Raw genomic sequence first — 19,391 nt, forward strand, 5'->3', positions numbered from 1 at the left:
TGTAAAAGTTACATCCTGGTTAAATAAAACCACAAATTTTGTTTGTGGATTTTGTGACACGCTACGCAAAGCCTTTTAGTTTATTGAGTAAAAACAGAATCATAATCAATTTAGATAAAGTGTTCGCGATCGCATTGTTAATAAATTATTAAAATCACGCTTGCATTTTATGATTCACAAAATAAGTATTTAAAGAGAAATTACGGAACACATCTGGAGATTAACGATGCAGCAGTTAGCCAGCTATTTATCCGGCGCCTGGCAGACCGGCCGGGGCCGCACCCGTACTATCCACCACGCCATCAGCGGCGAACCGCTTTGGGAAGTGACAAGCGAAGGACTGGATATGGCGCAGGCGCGCCGCTTCGCCATCGAGCACGGCGGCAAAGCGTTACAGGCAATGAGCTTTATTCAGCGCAGCGCGATGCTAAAAGCGGTGGCGAAGCATTTAATGGAACTGAAAGCCGATTTCTATGCCATATCCGCGCAAACCGGAGCAACACGCGGTGACAGCTGGGTCGATATCGAAGGCGGCATCGGCACGCTTTTCACCTATGCCAGCCTCGGCGGGCGTGAGCTGCCGGATGATGTGCTGTGGCCGGAAGATGAGCTGATTCCGTTGTCCAAACAGGGCGGTTTTGCCGCACGCCACGTGCTGACCTCCAAATCCGGCGTTGCGGTACATATCAACGCCTTTAACTTCCCCTGCTGGGGGATGTTAGAAAAGCTGGCGCCGACCTGGCTTGCCGGCATGCCCGCGATCGTTAAACCGGCGACCGCTACCGCGCAGCTGACGCAGGCGATGGTCAAAGCCATTGTCGACAGCGGACTGGTGCCGGACGGCGCAATAAGTCTGATCTGCGGCGGCGCGGGCGATCTGCTGGATAATCTGGATAGCCAGGACGTAGTGACCTTTACCGGCTCTGCGCATACCGGACAGCAATTGCGCGTGCATCCGAATCTGGTGGAGAAATCTGTGCCCTTCACCATGGAAGCGGATTCGCTGAACTGCTGCGTACTGGGCGACGATATCACCCCGGAGCAGCCGGAGTTTGCGCTGTTTATTCGCGAAGTGGTGCGCGAAATGACCACCAAAGCCGGGCAGAAATGTACCGCTATCCGCCGCATTATCGTGCCGCAGGCGCAGGTGAAAGCCGTCAGTGAAGCGCTGATTGCCCGCCTGCAAAAGGTGGTAGTGGGCGATCCGGCGCAGGAAGGCGTGAAGATGGGGTCGCTGGTGAATAACGATCAGCGTCAGGACGTGCAGGATAATGTGAATCGTCTGGTTGAAGCCGGATGTGAGGTGCTGCTGGGCGGAAAGGCAGATCTGAGCACCGCTGGAGCTTTCTTCCCGCCAACGCTGCTGTTTTGTCCGCAGCCGGATGAAATTACCGCGGTACATGCAATTGAAGCCTTTGGTCCGGTCGCCACGCTGATGCCGTATCAGAATACCGAGCATGCCATGACGCTGGCGCGCGCTGGTGAAGGCAGTCTGGCAGGAACGCTGGTGACGGCGAGCGGCGAACTGGCGCGAGAGTTTATCCTCGGTGCAGCCCGCGCCCACGGGCGTATTCAGGTGCTGAACGAAGAATCCTCGGCGGAATCGACCGGCCACGGCTCTCCACTGCCACAGCTGGTCCACGGTGGGCCTGGACGTGCAGGCGGCGGTGAAGAGCTGGGCGGTCTGCGTGCGGTGAAACACTACATGCAACGCACTGCCATTCAGGGCAGTCCAACCATGCTGGCCGCCGTTAGCCAGCAGTGGGTACGCGGCGCGCAGGTCACGGAAGATCGCATTCACCCGTTCCGCAAATATTTCGAAGAGATCCAACCGGGCGATAGCCTGCTGACTCCGCGCCGCACGCTGACTGAAGCGGATATCGTCAATTTTGCCTGTTTGAGCGGCGATCACTTCTACGCTCATATGGACAAAATTGCAGCGGCCGAGTCTATTTTCGGCGAACGCGTGGTGCACGGCTATTTCCTGATTTCCGCCGCTGCCGGTCTATTTGTAGACGCGGGCGTTGGCCCGGTTATCGCCAACTACGGTATGGAAAATCTGCGCTTTATCGAGCCGGTTAAGCCGGGCGACACTATCCAGGTGCGTTTAACCTGCAAACGCAAAACGGTGAAACTTCAGCGCAATGCCGAAGAAAAAGCGACTGGCGTGGTGGAATGGGCGGTGGAGATTTTCAATCAGCACCAGCAGGCGGTGGCGCTGTATTCCATTCTGACGTTGGTTGCGCGTCAGCATGGGGATTTCCCGGCTTAAGAACCCGGTGTCGCTTCGCGCGACCAGACTTGAAACAAAAAGCAAAAGCCTGCTTAGTTTCCTGAGCAGGCTTCTTAAATATGGCTCCTCTGACTGGACTCGAACCAGTGACATACGGATTAACAGTCCGCCGTTCTACCGACTGAACTACAGAGGAATCGTTGTGGAGGCTTATCTTAGCGGCGAAAAAATTTTTGTCAAACCTCATTTCTTCGAATGCGAATCAATTGATGCTTCTCTCGACAGTTTGTTGCATTTACAGACATTTTAAATAGAAAAAACTTTGCAGCTTTTTTGATTCTCCCTCATCATTTGAAATGAGGTTTCAACTTTCTTCGTTAAGGTCCACTTTGAACGTCTCCGCTGCCTTACGCCAGGTCGCTTCCCGCACGCCCTGGTATGCCAAACGCAAGAGTTATAAGGTTCTCTTTTGGCGCGAAATCACTCCGCTGGCTGTCCCCATTTTCCTGGAAAACACCTGTGTGCTATTGATGGGTGTTCTGAGTACCTTCCTGGTAAGTTGGTTGGGAAAAGAAGCAATGGCCGGTGTCGGACTCGCCGACAGTTTTAATATGGTCATCATGGCATTTTTCGCCGCCATCGATCTGGGTACCACCGTAGTTGTAGCATTTAGCCTCGGGAAACGAGATCGTCGACGGGCCAGAGCCGCAGCCAGACAATCGCTGGTGATCATGACAATTTTTGCTACCGTGCTGGCAGCGGTCATTCACTATTTTGGTCAACAGATTATTGACGTTGTTGCAGGTGAAGCAACGCCAGACGTTAAAGCTTTGGCACTTACCTATCTGGAGCTGACGGTGCTCAGCTACCCGGCGGCAGCCATTGCGCTGATCGGCAGTGGCGCACTACGTGGAGCCGGAAATACTAAAATACCGTTGTTGATTAACGGCGGTATGAACATCCTGAATATCATCATCAGTAGCATCCTGATTTACGGAATCTTTTCCTGGCAAGGTCTGGGATTTGTGGGAGCAGGCCTGGGACTGACCATTTCGCGCTACATCGGGGCGATTGCAATCATCTGGGTACTGATGATTGGTTTTAACCCCGCGCTGCGAATTCCCTTCAAAAGCTATTTTAAGCCACTCAATCTCGCCATTATATGGGAGGTCATGGGGATCGGCATTCCGGCAAGTATCGAGTCAGTGCTGTTCAATGGCGGTAAACTTTTGACGCAGATGTTTGTTTCAGGCATGGGAACCAGCGTTATCGCCGGGAACTTTATTGCATTTTCTATCGCCGCGCTTATCAATTTACCGGGGAATGCTTTAGGTTCCGCGTCGACAATCATTACCGGCAGGCGTCTGGGAAATGGCCAGATTGCCCAGGCTGAAATCCAGCTACGGCATGTGTTCTGGCTGTCGACGATTGGGCTAACGGCAATTGCCTGGCTAACCGCACCTTTCGCCGGGGTGATGGCCTCATTTTATACCCACGATCAGGATGTAAAAGAGGTCATAGTCATCCTGATTTGGCTCAACGCAGCATTTATGCCGATATGGGCAGCCTCCTGGGTGTTACCAGCGGGCTTTAAAGGTGCGCGAGATGCACGTTTTGCTATGTGGGTATCGATGCTGGGCATGTGGGGCTGCCGCGTAGTCGCGGGCTACACTCTGGGTATCGTATTAGGATGGGGAGTTGTCGGCGTTTGGTTAGGTATGTTCTTCGACTGGGCCGTGCGCGCCGCGTTATTTTACTGGCGTATGGTCACAGGCCGCTGGTTGTGGAAATACCCACGCCCCGAACGCGAAAAGTGCATAAAACAACCGGTTGCGTCTGAATAATCGGCGAAATGAGGAATATTTCAGCAAACGATCGCATTTATCCATTCAGGCTTTGACAACGCTGAGCGGCATCGCTAATATTCGCCTCGTTCAAACGATTCCTCTGTAGTTCAGTCGGTAGAACGGCGGACTGTTAATCCGTATGTCACTGGTTCGAGTCCAGTCAGAGGAGCCATATTTAAGAAGCCTGCTCAGGAAACTAAGCAGGCTTTTTGCTTTTCTGCGATCCCATTAGCCAGGTAGAGCGCTTCACTTCACACCCAGGCTTTTCCATACTGGCGACGATAGAAGCCCGTTTCTCACGGGCTTTTATTGTCACCCCTAAACCACCTCCTAGGGAGGTGGTGATTGATCCTGTAAGGCTATAGCCTGAAGAATGCCCATGCCGGAATATCTCTGCTTACTCACCACAAGTAAAAGGAGACAAACCAACATGGGGCTTTACAGGAGTTCATCACATGTATATTGGCGTTGCAAATACCACATAGTCTGGACACCAAAATATCGATTCAGGATCCTCAAAGACAAGCTGGGCAAGGAGCTTTACAGGACAATCTACATTCTCTGCGGAATCAAGGATTGTGAAGTTCTGGAGTTAAATGTCCAGCCAGATCATGTACATCTAGTCGTCATCGTCCCACCTAAAATCTCAATATCAACGCTAATGGGCCATTTGAAAGGTCGCAGTGCCATCAGGCTCTACAATCGTTTTCCACACATCAGGAAGAAGCTCTGGGGAAACCATTTTTGGTCGCGTGGTTACTTTGTAGATACGGTAGGAGTGAACGAGGAAATTATCAGAAGATATGTGCGGCATCAGGAGAAAACGGAACAAACACATGAACAACAGATGGAATTGCTAGAGTAGTAAGCGAAAGGTGAAAGTAGCCCCCCTTACAGGGGGCATTTTCAAAAGCCACCTTCTAAGAAGGTGGTCTTTTACTGTTAAATCTGATAATCAATCACCGCTTCATCTGGCTCCATCGCCTGACGCTTAATTTCATCGACGGATAACCCTGCGTTGCATAGCTCGATGAATCGCCAGACGTAGTTGCGCTGCAGCTGTCCGCGTTTAAGCCCTAGCCAAACGGTATTTGCATCAAACAAATGCCGGGTATCCAGACGGGTTAACGTCCCCTCTTCCTGCTCGCCGCTGGATTGCTCTGCCACCAGCCCAATCCCCAATCCCAGTGACACGTAAGTTTTAATCACATCCGAGTCCTGGGCACTGAGAATAATATCAGGTATCAGCCCCTTGCGAGCAAACGCCTCATCGATGCGGGAACGCCCTGTAATCCCCTGACGATAGGTAATTAACGGCCAGTGAGCGATGGACTCCAGCGTTAGCGGAGAAGCCTTCACTAATGGATGGTCCTGAGGAACAAGCAGGCTGTGGTGCCAACGAAACCAGGGAAAAGCCACCAACAATGGATCGCTGCTCAGCCGCTCACTGGCAATTCCGATATCTGCCCCGCCATTTTGTAGCAGGACATCAATCTCCTGTGGTGTGCCCTGAATAAGTTCCAGACGCACCTCAGGGAACAGCTCACGAAAGGCTTTTATCACCGCAGGCAAGCTATAGCGTGCCTGGGTATGCGTGGTGGCAATCGTCAGAACGCCGGACGTGTCATTGGTAAACAGATCCGCCAGTCGACGAACATTGCTGGCCTCATTCAGAATACGCTCGGCAATGCTCAGCAAGGCTTTACCCGGTTCAGTCATGCCCAACAGGCGTTTACCGCGACGGATAAAAATTTCGATGCCAAGTTCATCTTCAAGTTCACGAATGTGTCGGCTGACGCCCGACTGCGAGGTGTACAGTATATTCGCGACCTCCGTCAGGTTGTAATCCTGACGGGCCGCCTCGCGGATTATTTTGAGCTGCTGGAAATTCACGTTTCACTCCGAGCACATCAGACATTACGCTATTGTTAAAGTCTGATGCCCGGCATAACAAATAATAAAAACCTGCATCTTATTCCTCGTGGGAATAAGGTTTAGCTGACCAGTTGCAATTCGCGATTTTCCAGCGCCGGACGGCTAACCAGCGACAACAGGATCTCCTTCACTGCCTGCGCCTGGGGCGACAAGCTCCCTCTGGCTGATACGTTCAACGATAATGGCAGATTCATCGATGGGGTTGTGATGCGCGCCATCCAGCCGTTCGCTGCATTGCATAATGAACGGGCGGCCGACTCGGGCAACACTGTGACGCCCATACCACTGGCAATGGCGGCCGTCAGGGTGGAGATAGATTCAATTTCGCCAATCACTTTAGCCGTTAAGCGACGTAGCGAAAAAGCTTCATCCACGCGCAGGCGAACCGCGCTGTAATCCCGTGGCAAGAACAAATTCATCTGCGCCACCGCGGCTAAATCGACGCTTTGCCCCGGGCACTCACGCGTGCCGACCAGATACAGATCCTCTTTAAGCAACGGTTGACTGCTGATGCCCGCCACGGGTGAACGCTCATAGAGCACTGCCATATCTAATTGCCCGCTGAGCAGCTTGTCATTCAGCACTGCCCCACTATTTTCATGCAGATAAACCTGCACATCGGGCAGTTCGGCACGTAGCGTCTGTAATAACGGCATGGTAATGGATGACGCTGCTGTCCCCGGCGCTAGGCCGATAGAGGCCTGGCCTGTCAAGGTCTGTCCCACGTTATTAACCGCAAGTTGCGCCTGTTCACACTGACGTAAAATCGTCCGGGCGTGGGTATATAACACTTTTCCTGCTTCCGTCGGCGTGACGCCACGCTTGGTACGAATCAGCAATTGCTGATCAAGCTCACCTTCCAGCGTAGCGACCTGCTGGCTCAGCGCGGGTTGCGCAATGTGCAATACTTCCGCTGCCTGGGTCAGGCTACCAATATCGACGATTTTCACGAAATATTTCAGTCGTCTAAAGTTCATTTTGCCTCCTGTCGGAATACCAGAACCCGTGCTGGCAGTCATTGAATTCAGGATTGCAAGATACTTGCCACTTTCGTCTAAAACGGTGTTTTATGGTTAAAGCCGCACAAAGTCAGGAGTAAAAGCGAAGGAAGATCATTCTGCACACCTAAATATCTCATTCAGGCTGCCCTGGAAGAGGTAGACGCGCACCAGAATGGGGCAAAAGCATAAAAAGACGGAAAGATCGCCGCTTTGCTGATTTTGTCAGCAAACGAACACACAAATGTATTTACCCCTTTGACAAGCCTCACCACCCTCGCTAATATGCGCCTCGTTCAAACGATTCCTCTGTAGTTCAGTCGGTAGAACGGCGGACTGTTAATCCGTATGTCACTGGTTCGAGTCCAGTCAGAGGAGCCATATTTAAGAAGCCTGCTTAGGAAACTAAGCAGGCTTTTTGCTTTTATGCGTTTGCCTTCCGCATCTAAAGCTTCAGCTCAGAATGGCCTCCAGTCTGGCCAACACTTCATTCTTAATAGCCGCAGGTATTTGTTCCTGGCGCTTGCCGTTACGGGCTTCCATATCAATAATTCTGGGCTGGTCACGGCGAATAACCCCCGTCGTTTTAGTGCCCGCATCATCCAGTTAAACGCTAAAACCAGCAGCACGAGCAAAGTTTCCGTCACCTGTGACAGGAACAGCAACAAATTGAGGTGTCCGATTCTCGCTCACAGCAGACTTTAAACTCACCCAGTACGTCCGATCTGTGCCAAGAGCGGACGTTGTGGTTTAACGCAGGGAAAGCAAGTTAGCATCTCAGTCCACTATACGAATCATGTAAACATAATGAATTTTGAGTACTTTTTTAGTTCTAGAATCTCGCTCAACATCCTGCATGATCGCTATCATTCTTTTAGTTGATTCACCTGAACTTTCAATATCTCTCATGAAAATATTCACTGCATCAATGGTATCCTTCATGTAATCACACCCCTTCACATCCAGAACTGATTCAATACCGTCGCAACATTTTATTTTCAGTTCCGTTCCCAGAACATGGACAACTTCAAAAAATGCAATATCCTGACCTTCACGATTAATAGGAAGCTCGTCTTCGAGAGCCAGTAATCTATTAGATGCAGATAAAGGGTTATTGATAAACTCCTGAAGGGTTTGGCTATTGATCACATAAGAACATTCTGCATCCAGAGATTGTAAGTGTTCACGCAATTTTCTGACTGCAGAATCGCTCGGGGATGCGCCATCCAAATGATGCGCCAGCATTGATACTGCAAGGAAATGGCAGCCAGTATCATCATCCCCCCAATAGTAATCATCCTGGTTTTCAAACAGATCTCTTCTTGGTTCAAGTAAACGTCGTGAGCCACCTGTCATATCTTGTGTAATCACAATATGGACACCATCAAATATTTGTAGCGAGTATTCAAAATCGGGCTTATCTTGGAAATGCATAGTAGGTCTTGCATATGCAGTGAGTTTATTTTTTATGAATTTTTTGTTAGCGTCACGCTCTGTCTGAAAAATACCCAATTCAATTTTATCAAGAATGAACTTTTGTTTTTTATTTTTATAATTTTCATATTGACGATTTGATGTTAGAGCAAACCAGTAGAATTCTTTACAGGCTGATAAATTAAATTCTTTGATAATATCGTCAGCTGAGAAAAAATAATGAAATGGTTCCTCTTCCTCATCGTGAGAGTGCAACATGCAGAAAAAATCCTTACGAGGAATCCCATCATCAAGCACATAAGCCTTCTGAACTTTAACGCGATTTGAATTTTCAAAGTATTTCGATTGAATAATACCGAAAATATCGATTCCGTGGGCGCGCTGCCGCAATGCCTCTAAGCTGTTTGAACGACGCTGTACAAGAAAGTCAGCACCGTCAACATCTGTAGAACGCAGCAGAACCCAAAATCTCGATAATAAAATAGACTGCGTTAGGGATTCACCTTTTTTACCGTTTTCCTCCCGTTTTGCTAAATCTGACATGATGTTCACCTGTATCCCGGATGGTTGAATAACCTCTAAGGTAGAATCGATAAGAAGACTAATATCACCGTGTACATATTAAGTATATGATTTTCTGTATAAACAATGCACTTACTTCATAATGAGACGCAGTTTAGACTCGATTATGAACCCAAGGTAGATCAGTTTATAGCACGATTAGTGTTCTAGGTGTTGATGCGAACTTCCGCTCCTCGCTCACAGCGGACTTTTCTATCGCCGCTGATGTATTAATCAATGGAGAGCAGGCCATATTTATAATATAAATTGACGGGTACGCTGAATTTTACAGGAACATCTCCGATGAATATTGCCGCCTCAATTGCCCTTTTGGGCGCCTGCCCATTTGTGAGTCTGGCGGCAGTACCAGTGACCTTTTCCGAAACTGTCCTGGATGCCGCTGGACCAAAAGGGCCTTTAAAAGGCACGTTACTCACCCCGAATTCAAAACCAACAGCCGTTGTTCTTATCGTTCCTGGCTCCGGGCCGACCGATCGGGATGGAAACAACCCGCTTGGAGTGAATGCATCGCCTTACCGACTTCTTGCTGAAGGCCTGGCGGCTAAAGGCTTTGCGACGCTTCGTATCGACAAACGTGGAATGTTCGCTAGCGCAATGGCCGTAGAGGATGCCAACGCGGTGACGATTGCTGACTATGTTGACGACGTTCGATCCTGGGTAGACGTGCTTAGACGTCACATGCACACTCCCTGTATTTGGGTTTTAGGACACAGCGAAGGGGGCGTAGTCGCACTTGCCTCGGCTCAAGAAGAGGATGTGTGCGGCGTGGTTCTTATCGCAACGCCCGGGAGACCGATGGGCGAGGTGTTGAGGGGGCAACTTAACGCTAATCCGGAAAACGAAATGCTATTAAAGCAGGCACTGCCGATAATTGATGCCCTGGAGAATCGGCGGCGAGTCGATATTACGAATATGCACCCAGCACTACAAAGTCTCTTTAATCCTGCGGTTCAGGGGTTTTTGATCAATGCGTTTTCATATAATCCGGGTCATCTCATTTCGAGTATCTCCAAACCCGTGTTAGTGCTACAAGGGCAACGCGACCTCCAGGTGGAAGAAACGGATGCAAGACTGCTTAAGGCCGCGAATCCTCAAGCGTCCCTGGTTGTACTGCCCAATATGAACCATGTTATGAAAGAGGTGACTTCGGACGATCGCAAAGCGAATATCGCAACATACGCTGAACCCGCGCTCCCCTTAGCTCCCGGTTTAATCGACTCGATTGAGCATTTCCTGATCCGCAACTCACCTTTTCCCGAAAAGTAACAGCTGCTCCACGCTCACAGCAGGCATGGTCAGATGTCATTCCAACCATCACATGCCAAAAGCAGACTCCTTTTCCCGTCTAATATCCACATCATAAGATTTTTATAAAAAACAATGCGTTAATACGTTCAACGTAATACAATTATATTTCCAATTGTAATGATAACCATTCTCATATTACTATAATCGCGTGATAATTAACTTTTGATACATTCCGCATGTCTGACCACGCCACTACCACTGCTTCCTTTACGCTCGAGTCGCTTTATGGCGCACATCACGGCTGGCTGAAAAGCTGGCTGACGCGCAAACTCCAGTCCGCCTTTGATGCAGATGACATTGCCCAGGACACTTTTCTACGGGTAATGGGCAGCGGGTCGCTCTCGACGATCCGCGATCCGCGCTCCTTCCTGTGCACTCTCGCCAAACGGGTAATGGTCGACCTGTTTCGTCGAAACGCGCTGGAAAAAGCCTATCTGGAGATGCTGGCGCTGATGCCGGAGGCGCTCGCGCCTTCGCCCGAGGAACGCGAGAGTCAGCTCGAAACCCTGCAACTCATCGACAGCATGCTTGACGGGCTGAGCGGAAAAACACGCGAAGCGTTTCTCCTTTCGCAGTTGGATGGTCTGACCTACAGCGAAATAGCGCTAAAGCTCGGTGTTTCGGTCAGTTCAGTGAAAAAATATATGGCAAAGGCTATCGAACATTGTCTGCTGTTTCGTCTGGAGCACGGTCTGTGAACGCTTCTATCACCGATTCTCGCCGTCAGGCTTTGCGCTCGGCATCACACTGGTATGCCGTATTGAGCGGCGAGCGTGTCAGCCCACAGCAGGAAGCACGCTGGCAACAATGGTATGAAGAGGACAAAGATCATCAGTGGGCCTGGCAACAGGTTGAAAACCTGCGCAGCCAGCTCAGCAGCGTTCCGGGCGATATCGCCAGCCGGGCGCTGCACGATACGCGTCTTACCCGTCGTCATGTCATGAAAGGGCTACTGCTGCTGCTCGGCGTGGGCGGCGGCTGGCAGCTCTGGCAATCTGATGCCGGTGAAGGTCTGCGCGCGGATTACCGCACCGCCAAAGGCGCTGTCAGTCATCAGCGGCTGGAAGATGGCTCGCTGCTGACGCTCAACACACAAAGCGCCGCGGACGTTCGTTTTGATACACGTCAACGCGCTGTCCATCTCTGGTACGGCGAAATTGCTATTACCACTGCAAAAGACGCGCAGCAGAGACCTTTTCGCGTTGTGACCCGCCAGGGCCAGCTCACCGCATTAGGCACAAAATTTACCGTCTACCAGCAGGACAACGTCACACGCGTTGTCGTTCAACAACACGCTGTTGAAGTTTTACTCGCAAACCGTCCGCAGGAAAAACGCATCGTCAGCGCTGGCGAGAGCCTGCAGTTTAGCGCGTCTGAATTTGGTGCAATTACCTCTGCGGATGATGAAAGCGCCGCCTGGACGCAGGGCATTCTGAGCTTCAGCGATAAACCTTTGGGTGAAGTGATTGCCACGCTGAGCCGTTATCGTAACGGCGTGCTGCGCTGCGATCCGGCTGTGGCCGGGTTACGCCTGAGTGGCACTTTTCCGCTGAAAAATACCGATGCGATTCTGGATATTATTGCCAAGACTCTTCCAGTGAAAATTCAGACTATTACGCGATACTGGGTCAATATTTTGGCACTGTAAGAAAAATAATTCTCATTTTCATTGTCCTTTTTCCCCTTCTCATTCGACTCATAGCTGAACACAACAAAAATGATGATGGAGAAGGTATGACGCCTTTACGCGTTTTTCGCAAAACAACACCTTTGGTTAACGCCGTTCGCCTGAGCCTGCTGCCGCTGGCTGGGCTCTCGTTATCCGCTTTCGCAGCGCAGATTGATATTGCACCAGGCTCACTCGATAAAGCGCTAAACCAATATGCCGCACGCAGCGGAATTACCCTGTCTGTTGATGCCAGCCTGACGCGCGGCAAACAGAGTAACGGTCTTCACGGTGACTACGATGTTGAGAGTGGTTTGCAGCAGCTGCTCCTGGGCAGTGGCCTGCAGGTGAAGCCGTTAGGGAATAACAGCTGGACGCTCGAACACGTTCCTGCGCCGCAGGAAGATGCGCTCACGGTTGTGGGCGACTGGCTGGGCGATGCGCGCGAAAACGACGTATTCGAACATGCCGGCGCGCGTGACGTTATCCGCCGTGAAGATTTCGCCAAAACCGGCGCGACGACCATGCGCGAGGTGCTGAACCGCATTCCTGGCGTTACCGCCCCAGAAAACAACGGTACCGGTAGCCACGATCTGGCGATGAACTTTGGTATTCGCGGCCTGAACCCGCGCCTGGCCAGCCGTTCAACGGTACTGATGGACGGTATTCCGGTGCCGTTTGCCCCTTACGGCCAGCCGCAGCTTTCCCTGGCACCTGTTTCGCTCGGAAATATGGACGCCATCGATGTGGTGCGCGGCGGCGGTGCTGTACGTTACGGGCCGCAGAGCGTGGGCGGCGTGGTGAACTTTGTCACCCGCGCCATTCCGCAAGACTTCGGGATCGAAGCCGGCATGGAAGGCCAGCTCAGCCCAACGTCCTCACAAAATAATCCCAAAGAGACGCACAACCTGATGGTGGGCGGCACGGCGGATAACGGTTTTGGTACCGCCCTGCTTTACTCCGGCACGCGCGGCAGCGACTGGCGCGAGCACAGCGCGACGCGCATCGACGATCTGATGCTGAAAAGCAAATATGCGCCGAACGACGTGCATACTTTCAACAGCCTGCTGCAATACTACGACGGTGAAGCCGACATGCCCGGCGGCCTGTCGCGCGCGGATTACAACGCCGACCGCTGGCAGTCCACGCGCCCTTACGATCGCTTCTGGGGGCGCCGCAAGCTGGCAAGCCTCGGCTATCAGTTCCAGCCGGACAGCCAGCATAAATTCAATATTCAGGGCTTCTACACTGAAACCCTACGTAGCGGCTACCTGGAACAGGGCAAACGCCTCACCCTGTCACCGCGTAACTACTGGGTACGCGGCATTGAACCGCGCTACAGTCAGAGCTTTATGGTGGGTCCTTCCGCGCACGAAGTGGGCGTGGGATACCGCTATGTGAGCGAGTCGACGCATGAAATGCGTTACTACACCGCCACCAGCAGCGGACAACTCCCGTCCAGCGCTAGCCCATACGATCGCGACACCCGTTCCGGCACCGAAGCGCACGCCTGGTATCTGGATGACAAAATCGACATTGGCAACTGGACTATCACACCGGGTATGCGCTTTGAACATATCGAGTCATACCAGAACAACGCCATCAAAGGCACACATGAAGAAGTGAGCTACAACGCCCCACTTCCGGCGCTAAACGTGCTTTATCACCTGACTGATAGCTGGAATCTTTATGCAAACACTGAAGGCTCATTCGGCACCGTACAGTACAGCCAAATTGGCAAGGCTGTGCAAAGCGGCAATGTGGAACCGGAAAAAGCGCGAACCTGGGAGCTCGGAACCCGATACGACGATGGCGCGCTGACAGCGGAAATGGGGCTGTTCCTGATTAACTTTAATAATCAGTACGACTCCAACCAGACCAACGACACCGTAACCGCACGGGGTAAAACGCGCCATACCGGGCTGGAAACCCAGGCCCGCTATGACCTCGGCACGCTGACGCCAACGCTCGACAACGTTTCGGTCTACGCAAGCTATGCGTATGTGAACGCCGAGATCCGCGAGAAAGGCGACACCTACGGCAACCAGGTGCCGTTCTCGCCGAAACACAAAGGCACATTGGGCGTGGACTATAAACCGGGTAGCTGGACGTTCAACCTGAATAGCGATTTCCAGTCCAGCCAGTTTGCGGATAACGCCAACACCGTGAAAGAGAGCGCCGACGGCAGTACTGGTCGCATCCCGGGCTTTATGCTCTGGGGCGCACGCGTAGCTTATGATTTTGGTCCGCAAATGGCAGACCTGAACCTGGCGTTCGGCGTGAAGAATATCTTCGACCAGGCGTACTTCACCCGCTCTTATGACGACAACAACAAAGGCATCTACGCAGGCCAGCCGCGCACGCTGTATATGCAGGGGTCGTTGAAGTTCTAATTCACACCGATTTCGTTGGCCGGGTAAGCGCAGCGCCACCCGGCTTTCAGGAGCACCGATGTTCACATTTATCCGCACACTTTTCGCCGCTCTGCTGCTGGTCACCAGCCACGCTTTTGCCGCCACGGTTCAGGACGAACATGGCACCTTTACGCTTGATAAAACGCCACAGCGGATAGTGGTACTGGAGCTGTCGTTCGCGGACGCGCTGGCTGCCGTCGATGTCAGTCCGGTCGGCATTGCCGACGATAACGATGCCACGCGCATTCTTCCCGAAGTTCGCGCCCATCTTAAACCCTGGCAGTCTGTCGGCACGCGTGCGCAGCCGAGTTTAGAAGCCATCAGCGCGCTGAAACCGGATCTGATCATTGCCGACAGCAGCCGTCATGCGGGTATTTTCAGCGCCTTACAACAAATTGCACCGGTGCTGCTGCTTAAGTCCCGCAATGAAACCTACGCTGAAAATCTACAATCTGCGGCCATCATCGGCGAAGTCGTGGGAAAAAAGGCACAGATGCAATCACGTCTGGTGCAACACCAACAACAGATGTCAGCGTGGGCCAGCCAGTTGCCAAAAGGCACGCTGGTGTTATTTGGTACGTCCCGGGAGCAGCAGTTTAACCTTCATACGCAGGGGACCTGGACCGGGGGCGTCCTGACCTCTCTGGGGCTGAAGGTACCTGCGGCGATGGCTGGTGCGTCTATGCCGTCCATCGGCCTGGAACAGCTGCTGGCGCTCAATCCTGCATGGCTGCTGGTCGCACATTATCGCGAAGAGAGCATCGTCAAACGCTGGCAGCAGGACCCGCTGTGGCAGATGTTAACGGCTGCGCAAAAACAGCAGACGGCGTCGGTCGACAGTAACGCCTGGGCGCGGATGCGCGGCATTTTTGCGGCCGAACGTATTGCCAGCGACACGGTAAAAATCTTCCATCACCAGCCTTTATCCGATGTGAAATGACAGTTCTCAGACATCCAGCGCTGCAGTGGGGTCTTCCCCTTGCTGCGCTTATCACTCTCTTCTGGCTGAGTCTGTTTTGCTACTCGGCCATTCCTGTTTCTGGCGTTGACGCCATTCACGCTCTGCTGCCGGGCCATACGCCCACGCTTGCGCAAGCGCTGGTGCAAAACCTACGTCTGCCGCGAAGCCTGGTCGCCATTCTGATCGGCGCAAGCCTGGCTCTCGCGGGAACGCTGCTGCAGACTTTGACGCATAATTCAATGGCATCTCCTTCGCTGCTCGGTATTAACAGCGGCGCGGCGCTGGCGATGGCACTGACCAGCGCGCTCAGCCCCGTGCCCGTCGCGGGTTACTCCATCGCCTTTATCGCCGCCTGTGGCGGCGGCGTAAGCTGGCTGCTGGTGATGACCGCAGGCGGCGGATTTCGCCATACCCAGGACAGAAACAAACTGATCCTCGCGGGTATCGCGTTCTCGGCGTTTTGCATGGCCCTGACCCGCATCACCCTGCTGCTGACGGAAGATCACGCCTACGGCATTTTTTACTGGCTCGCGGGAGGCGTATCCCACGTACGCTGGCAGGAGTTCTGGCAGCTTTTCCCGGTGGTGGCAGTTGCTATACCGGTGGTGTTGCTGCTGGCCAATCAACTGAACCTGCTTAACGTCAGCGACAGCACCGCCCGTACGCTGGGGGTGAATCTGCCGAAGCTGCGTTTGATCATCAACATTCTGGTGCTGCTTCTGGTCGGTACCTGCGTCAGCGTGGCCGGCCCGGTGGCGTTTATCGGTCTGTTGATGCCGCATCTGGCTCGCTTCTGGGTAGGATTCGACCAGCGCAAGGTCCTGCCGATGAGCATACTGATGGGCGCCACGCTGATGCTAGTGGCGGATGTTCTGGCCCGCGCGCTGGCCTTCCCTGGCGAATTACCCGCGGGGGCCGTGGTGGCTCTGATTGGTGCGCCCTGCTTTGTCTGGCTGGTCAGGAGGCGTGGTTGAAAATTGTGTTAGTCATTTTTATCGCCCTCGCACTGGCAGGATTTTCGCTGCTGTCTCTACAAATGGGGGTGATCGCCGTTCCCTGGCGCGCCCTGCTGACCGACTGGCAGGCCGGGCGTGAGTATCATTACGTGTTAACGGCGTACCGCCTGCCGCGACTGCTGCTGGCGTTGTTTGTCGGTGCAGCCCTCGCGGTGGCAGGCGTTCTGGTACAAGGGATCGTTCGTAACCCTCTGGCGTCGCCGGATATTCTCGGCGTAAACCATGCCGCCAGCCTTGCCTCTGTGGGCGCACTGCTTCTCGTACCGTCACTGCCGGTGATTGCTCTGCCGCTGCTGGCCTTTGCCGGTGGCATGGTGGGCCTGATACTGCTGAGAATGCTGGCGAACACCAGCCAGCCGATGAAGCTGGCACTCACGGGTATCGCGCTGTCTGCCTGCTGGGCCAGCCTGACGGACTGGCTGATGCTTTCGCGCCCGCAGGATGTGAACAGCGCTCTGCTGTGGCTAACCGGCAGCTTATGGGGCCGTGACTGGAGCTTTGTGAAGATTGCCGTCCCGCTGCTGATGTTGTTTCTGCCGCTGAGCCTGGGTTTTTGCCGCGATCTCGACCTTCTGGCACTGGGCGATGCGCGCGCCACCACGCTCGGTGTGTCGGTGCCGCGTATCCGGCTCCTGGCTTTGCTACTGGCCGTCGCCATGACATCTACCGGCGTGGCCGTCTGCGGCCCAATTAGTTTTATTGGTCTTGTGGTGCCGCATATGGTGCGCAGTATTACCGGTGGGCGTCACCGCTGGCTGCTGCCCATATCGGCCATGACAGGTGCGTTGCTGCTGGTGGTTGCCGACCTGCTGGCGCGAATTACTCATCCCCCGCTGGAGCTTCCGGCTGGCGTACTGACCGCCATTATCGGTGCACCGTGGTTTGTCTGGCTGCTTGTGAGAATGCGATAAATGACATTACGAACTGAAAATCTGACGGTCTGTTACGGTACAAACAAGATCCTTGATGGCGTTTCACTCGCCCTACCAGCGGGGAAGACAACCGCCCTGCTCGGCCCTAACGGCTGCGGGAAATCGACGTTGCTAAACTGTTTTTCACGGCTGTTAGCGCCGCAATCCGGCGGCGTATTTCTCGGCGATAATGCCATCAACACGCTCTCATCACGCCAGCTAGCCCGCAGGCTGGCGCTGCTGCCCCAGCACCATTTAACGCCAGAGGGGATCACCGTCCAGGAGCTTGTTTCGTACGGTCGCAACCCGTGGTTGTCACTCTGGGGGCGCCTCTCCGTTGAAGACAATGCGCGGGTCCAAGATGCTATGCACCAGACTCGGATCCAACATCTTGCCGACCGACGGTTAACCGATCTTTCCGGCGGTCAGCGCCAGCGCGCCTTTCTGGCGATGGTCCTGGCCCAGAATACACCCGTCATACTACTCGATGAGCCAACCACCTATCTCGATATCAATCACCAGGTGGAACTAATGCGGTTGATGGGCGAACTCCGGGCTCAGGGGAAAACGGTGGTCGCAGTGCTGCACGACCTTAATCAGGCCAGCCGGTACTGCGATCATCTGGTGGTAATGGCGAACGGACATATTATGGCGCAAGGCACACCAGAAGCGGTGATGAACCCTGGATTGCTGAGAACCGTATTCAACGTGGATACGGAAATACACCCCGAGCCAGTATCTGGTAGGCCGATGTGTGTAGTGAGGTAAATGACACAAGCTGTAATGGTACCATGGTCTCAACAGGTCGCCTTTCATATCACTTGCGCTGTGATGACTTCACCCTGCCCAGGTAACATTTCAACTGTTCTGAGCTGAATAATATTGCAGCGTTCTGTCATCAATCATCATGCGTTTAGGACCAGTCAAAACCATGTTAATCATCGGTTCATAAACTGCAGACAGGCGGTGTTCAGGGATTACTCTCGGCACCATAGCAACCCGTGAAATGCAGGTTTCGGTACGCTGATTATCCGTGGCTAATGCAAGTTCTCGTAACTTCGGTAATTTTTGCATTTAACGAGTGATAACACGTCGCTATAATGCGGGCATTCTCAGCGCTTCAACAATGATATTAAACGCAGCCGAGGATTTCAGCCGGCTGGTGTAATACAGATAATACCCCGGGAAAGTGATAGTGAAGTCGTCCAGAACGGTGAGCAGTCGGCCAGAGGCGATATCATCCTGCACTAATGCCTGCGGAACATAAGCCAGCCCGTAACCGTCAAGACAGGCCTGATGAACCTGATTGATGCCGTTAACGATAACCTGCCCCTGAACGCGCAACTTTTGCTCTTGCCCGTTAATTAAAAACGTCCACGGCAAATTCTGACCATGAGTGGGTAACTGTAAATTGATACACGGCAGCGTCAGCAATTGTGCGGGAGTTGTCGGGAAATCCTGTTCCTGCAGACACTGAGGCGAGGCTACGACCACCATACGGTGTTCCGCGCTAATCGGAATGGCCACCATATCCTGGGCTATCAAGCCACCTCGCCGCACGCCGGCATCAAAACGCTCTTTGGCGATATCAACCAGGCCATAATCAGTGATCAGTTCCAGGTGAATATCAGGATAGTCCTTCAAAACCGGTGCCAGTTTTGGCCACAGAACCTGCTGGATAGCGTATTCATCGGCAGATATACGCACTCTGCCCGCGGGTTTATCCCGCAGGTCAGCAAGCTGATCAAGACCGGTAGAAATTTCTTCGATAGCCGGGCCAATCAACTGTGCCAGACGCTCTCCCGCCTCCGTCAGAGTCAGGCTCCGCGTCGTGCGATTAAGTAACTTTAGCTGCAGACGCGCTTCAAGATTCCCGATAGTCTGACTCACCGCCGACTGTGATGTCCCTGATTTCACTGCCGCCCGCGTGAAGCTTCCCTCCTGAACAACCGTCAGGAAGGTGATCAGGTCGTTAAGATTCTCTTTCATTGATTAATAAGCCACGCTAATAACTGACATCAAATTATCCACGCTAATCAAATGAACTGTCCAGTTCTATCATCATTTCACCGTCACAACACACGTC

17 protein-coding genes, 3 tRNA genes and 1 pseudogene are annotated in these 19,391 nt (G+C 52.9%); 14 read left to right on the forward strand and 7 right to left on the reverse strand.

Going from position 1 to position 19,391, the window contains the following annotated elements; all coding sequences use genetic code 11:
* Positions 1-226: 226 nt before the first annotated feature.
* On the forward strand, positions 227-2,272 hold the full coding sequence (gene paaZ / locus SK33_RS14260; RefSeq protein WP_048219094.1) for a phenylacetic acid degradation bifunctional protein PaaZ: 2,046 nt from the start codon (positions 227-229) through the stop codon (positions 2,270-2,272).
* Positions 2,273-2,353: 81 nt separating this feature from the next.
* Here the strand turns inward: paaZ and SK33_RS14265 are convergent.
* Positions 2,354-2,429: transfer RNA gene (locus tag SK33_RS14265), tRNA-Asn, on the reverse strand.
* A gap of 6 nt (positions 2,430-2,435) precedes the next feature.
* On the opposite strand from SK33_RS14265, the gene SK33_RS26760 reads away from it, so the two are divergent.
* The 4 genes from SK33_RS26760 to tnpA all read left to right on the forward strand — a co-directional run bounded on the left by SK33_RS26760 (position 2,436) and on the right by tnpA (position 4,945).
* Entirely contained in the window at positions 2,436-2,543 is a 108-nt protein-coding gene (locus SK33_RS26760; protein ID WP_219339467.1) for a DUF5951 family protein, read from the forward strand.
* A 46-nt stretch (positions 2,544-2,589) separates the two neighbouring features.
* Positions 2,590-4,077 (forward strand): EmmdR/YeeO family multidrug/toxin efflux MATE transporter, encoded by a 1,488-nt coding sequence (locus SK33_RS14270; protein WP_003846749.1) that lies wholly within the window; start codon positions 2,590-2,592, stop codon positions 4,075-4,077.
* Between the two features lie 99 nt (positions 4,078-4,176).
* A tRNA-Asn gene (locus SK33_RS14275) sits at positions 4,177-4,252 on the forward strand.
* Positions 4,253-4,510: 258 nt separating this feature from the next.
* Positions 4,511-4,945, forward strand: a complete 435-nt coding sequence (gene tnpA / locus SK33_RS14280; RefSeq protein WP_041162689.1) for an IS200/IS605 family transposase — start codon at positions 4,511-4,513, stop codon at positions 4,943-4,945.
* Between the two features lie 77 nt (positions 4,946-5,022).
* Here tnpA and cbl read toward each other — a convergent pair whose 3' ends face one another.
* Both cbl and nac read right to left on the reverse strand, forming a co-directional pair.
* Entirely contained in the window at positions 5,023-5,973 is a 951-nt protein-coding gene (cbl, locus tag SK33_RS14285) for an HTH-type transcriptional regulator Cbl (protein WP_048219095.1), read from the reverse strand.
* 101 nt (positions 5,974-6,074) lie between these two features.
* On the reverse strand, positions 6,075-6,992 hold the full coding sequence (gene nac, locus SK33_RS14290) for a nitrogen assimilation transcriptional regulator NAC (protein ID WP_048219096.1): 918 nt from the start codon (positions 6,990-6,992) through the stop codon (positions 6,075-6,077).
* A 326-nt stretch (positions 6,993-7,318) separates the two neighbouring features.
* On the opposite strand from nac, the gene SK33_RS14295 reads away from it, so the two are divergent.
* Positions 7,319-7,394, forward strand: a tRNA-Asn gene (locus SK33_RS14295).
* Positions 7,395-7,466: 72 nt separating this feature from the next.
* Here the strand turns inward: SK33_RS14295 and SK33_RS14300 are convergent.
* Positions 7,467-7,679, reverse strand: a pseudogene (locus tag SK33_RS14300) (type II toxin-antitoxin system PemK/MazF family toxin); the annotation flags it as partial.
* Between the two features lie 111 nt (positions 7,680-7,790).
* The gene (locus SK33_RS14305) at positions 7,791-8,990 is read right to left on the reverse strand and encodes a hypothetical protein (protein WP_053065187.1); all 1,200 of its coding nucleotides are present in this window, start codon (positions 8,988-8,990) and stop codon (positions 7,791-7,793) included.
* 321 nt (positions 8,991-9,311) lie between these two features.
* On the opposite strand from SK33_RS14305, the gene SK33_RS14310 reads away from it, so the two are divergent.
* From SK33_RS14310 to fecE, 8 genes are all read left to right on the forward strand, one after another.
* Positions 9,312-10,295: an alpha/beta hydrolase gene (locus tag SK33_RS14310; RefSeq protein WP_048219097.1), complete on the forward strand. Its 984-nt coding sequence runs from the start codon at positions 9,312-9,314 to the stop codon at positions 10,293-10,295.
* Positions 10,296-10,513: 218 nt separating this feature from the next.
* Entirely contained in the window at positions 10,514-11,035 is a 522-nt protein-coding gene (gene fecI / locus SK33_RS14315; RefSeq protein ID WP_003036312.1) for a ferric citrate uptake sigma factor FecI, read from the forward strand.
* The gene (gene fecR, locus SK33_RS14320; protein ID WP_048219098.1) at positions 11,032-11,985 is read left to right on the forward strand and encodes a ferric citrate uptake sigma factor regulator FecR; all 954 of its coding nucleotides are present in this window, start codon (positions 11,032-11,034) and stop codon (positions 11,983-11,985) included. Before fecI ends, fecR begins: the two co-directional genes overlap by 4 nt.
* A gap of 86 nt (positions 11,986-12,071) precedes the next feature.
* Complete coding sequence (gene fecA, locus SK33_RS14325; RefSeq protein ID WP_048219099.1) at positions 12,072-14,396, forward strand: TonB-dependent Fe(3+) dicitrate receptor FecA; 2,325 nt, start codon at positions 12,072-12,074, stop codon at positions 14,394-14,396.
* 58 nt (positions 14,397-14,454) lie between these two features.
* Positions 14,455-15,357, forward strand: a complete 903-nt coding sequence (locus tag SK33_RS14330) for a Fe(3+) dicitrate ABC transporter substrate-binding protein FecB (protein ID WP_003836706.1) — start codon at positions 14,455-14,457, stop codon at positions 15,355-15,357.
* Positions 15,354-16,352 carry an iron-dicitrate ABC transporter permease FecC gene (fecC, locus tag SK33_RS14335; RefSeq protein WP_048219100.1) on the forward strand — a complete coding sequence of 333 codons (999 nt, stop codon included), beginning with the start codon at positions 15,354-15,356 and terminating at the stop codon, positions 16,350-16,352. The genes SK33_RS14330 and fecC overlap by 4 nt, the downstream gene beginning before the upstream one ends.
* The gene (fecD, locus tag SK33_RS14340; RefSeq protein WP_032949015.1) at positions 16,349-17,305 is read left to right on the forward strand and encodes a Fe(3+) dicitrate ABC transporter permease subunit FecD; all 957 of its coding nucleotides are present in this window, start codon (positions 16,349-16,351) and stop codon (positions 17,303-17,305) included. Before fecC ends, fecD begins: the two co-directional genes overlap by 4 nt.
* Positions 17,306-18,073, forward strand: coding sequence for a Fe(3+) dicitrate ABC transporter ATP-binding protein FecE (gene fecE, locus SK33_RS14345; RefSeq protein WP_003036301.1), 768 nt, complete (start codon positions 17,306-17,308; stop codon positions 18,071-18,073).
* 90 nt (positions 18,074-18,163) lie between these two features.
* Here fecE and SK33_RS26675 read toward each other — a convergent pair whose 3' ends face one another.
* Positions 18,164-18,379: an AraC family transcriptional regulator N-terminal domain-containing protein gene (locus tag SK33_RS26675; protein ID WP_048219101.1), complete on the reverse strand. Its 216-nt coding sequence runs from the start codon at positions 18,377-18,379 to the stop codon at positions 18,164-18,166.
* A 21-nt stretch (positions 18,380-18,400) separates the two neighbouring features.
* Complete coding sequence (locus SK33_RS14355; RefSeq protein WP_003036300.1) at positions 18,401-19,294, reverse strand: LysR family transcriptional regulator; 894 nt, start codon at positions 19,292-19,294, stop codon at positions 18,401-18,403.
* Positions 19,295-19,391 lie beyond the last annotated feature (97 nt).

The organism is Citrobacter sp. MGH103, from assembly GCF_001034475.2.
Taxonomy (GTDB): Bacteria; Pseudomonadota; Gammaproteobacteria; order Enterobacterales; family Enterobacteriaceae; genus Citrobacter; species Citrobacter freundii.

Excerpts from the sequence above, each read along its gene's own strand:
- paaZ (WP_048219094.1), top strand. The coding sequence starts at position 227 with ATGCAGCAGTTAGCCAGCTATTTATCCGGCGCCTGGCAGACCGGCCGG.
- SK33_RS14270 (WP_003846749.1), top strand. The coding sequence starts at position 2,590 with ATGAGGTTTCAACTTTCTTCGTTAAGGTCCACTTTGAACGTCTCCGCT.
- tnpA (WP_041162689.1), top strand. The coding sequence starts at position 4,511 with ATGGGGCTTTACAGGAGTTCATCACATGTATATTGGCGTTGCAAATAC.
- nac (WP_048219096.1), bottom strand. The coding sequence starts at position 6,992 with ATGAACTTTAGACGACTGAAATATTTCGTGAAAATCGTCGATATTGGT.
- SK33_RS14305 (WP_053065187.1), bottom strand. The coding sequence starts at position 8,990 with ATGTCAGATTTAGCAAAACGGGAGGAAAACGGTAAAAAAGGTGAATCC.
- SK33_RS14310 (WP_048219097.1), top strand. The coding sequence starts at position 9,312 with ATGAATATTGCCGCCTCAATTGCCCTTTTGGGCGCCTGCCCATTTGTG.
- fecI (WP_003036312.1), top strand. The coding sequence starts at position 10,514 with ATGTCTGACCACGCCACTACCACTGCTTCCTTTACGCTCGAGTCGCTT.
- fecA (WP_048219099.1), top strand. The coding sequence starts at position 12,072 with ATGACGCCTTTACGCGTTTTTCGCAAAACAACACCTTTGGTTAACGCC.
- SK33_RS14330 (WP_003836706.1), top strand. The coding sequence starts at position 14,455 with ATGTTCACATTTATCCGCACACTTTTCGCCGCTCTGCTGCTGGTCACC.
- fecC (WP_048219100.1), top strand. The coding sequence starts at position 15,354 with ATGACAGTTCTCAGACATCCAGCGCTGCAGTGGGGTCTTCCCCTTGCT.
- fecE (WP_003036301.1), top strand. The coding sequence starts at position 17,306 with ATGACATTACGAACTGAAAATCTGACGGTCTGTTACGGTACAAACAAG.
- SK33_RS26675 (WP_048219101.1), bottom strand. The coding sequence starts at position 18,379 with ATGCAAAAATTACCGAAGTTACGAGAACTTGCATTAGCCACGGATAAT.
- SK33_RS14355 (WP_003036300.1), bottom strand. The coding sequence starts at position 19,294 with ATGAAAGAGAATCTTAACGACCTGATCACCTTCCTGACGGTTGTTCAG.